The organism is Oleiphilus sp. HI0125 (assembly GCF_001635355.1).
In genome coordinates, this window is the sequence record NZ_LWGF01001101.1 from 1 (window position 1) to 710 (window position 710).

Genomic DNA, 710 nt, shown 5'->3' on the forward strand with positions numbered 1-710 from the left:
TATTTCTTTGCCAGCATGGCGTAGCCAGAGGCTAAGCCGCGACCAAGCTGCATCATGTGCACTTCGTCCGGACCATCAGCCAATCTAATTACACGCGCCATTTGATAGGCTTGTGGCAAGAAGGTGTCTTGGCTTAACCCATTGCACCGTGGATTTGCATAGAGCGATCAATCACCGTGCAGGCCATTTGAGGTGCAACAATCTTGATCATTGAAATAAGCGCCTTAGCACCTTTATTCCCAACGCGATCCATTTGATCCGCGGCTTTTAGCGTCAACAAACGCGCTTGCTCGATCTCACAGTAAGACTTAGCGATACTCTCGCGCACAGAACCTTGGCGGCTCATCGTCTTACCAAAAACGGTGCGCGACTCAGCACGTGCGCACATCATTTCAAAAGCACGTTGCGCAGCACCCACTAAACGCATGCAGTGGTGAATACGCCCCGGCCCTAAACGACCTTGCGCGATTTCAAAACCACGACCTTCACCCAAAAGCATATTGCTTGCCGGTACACGAACGTTCTCAAAAGTAATTTCTGCATGCCCTTCTGGCGCATCATCATTACCAAATACTTTCATTGGACGAACAACAGTCACCCCAGGCGTATCCATCGGGACTAAAATCTGAGACTGCTGAATATATTTGTTGGTGTTGTCAGGGTCTGTTTTACCCATCACGATCAGAATTTTACAACGCGGGTCACATGCA

1 protein-coding gene is annotated in these 710 nt (G+C 49.3%); it reads right to left on the bottom strand.

What is annotated here, in order from left to right:
• Positions 1 to 133 precede the first annotated feature (133 nt).
• Positions 134 to 710: acyl-CoA dehydrogenase family protein (locus A3762_RS19050; protein WP_255375066.1), on the bottom strand; the 577-nt coding region annotated here is incomplete at its 5' end.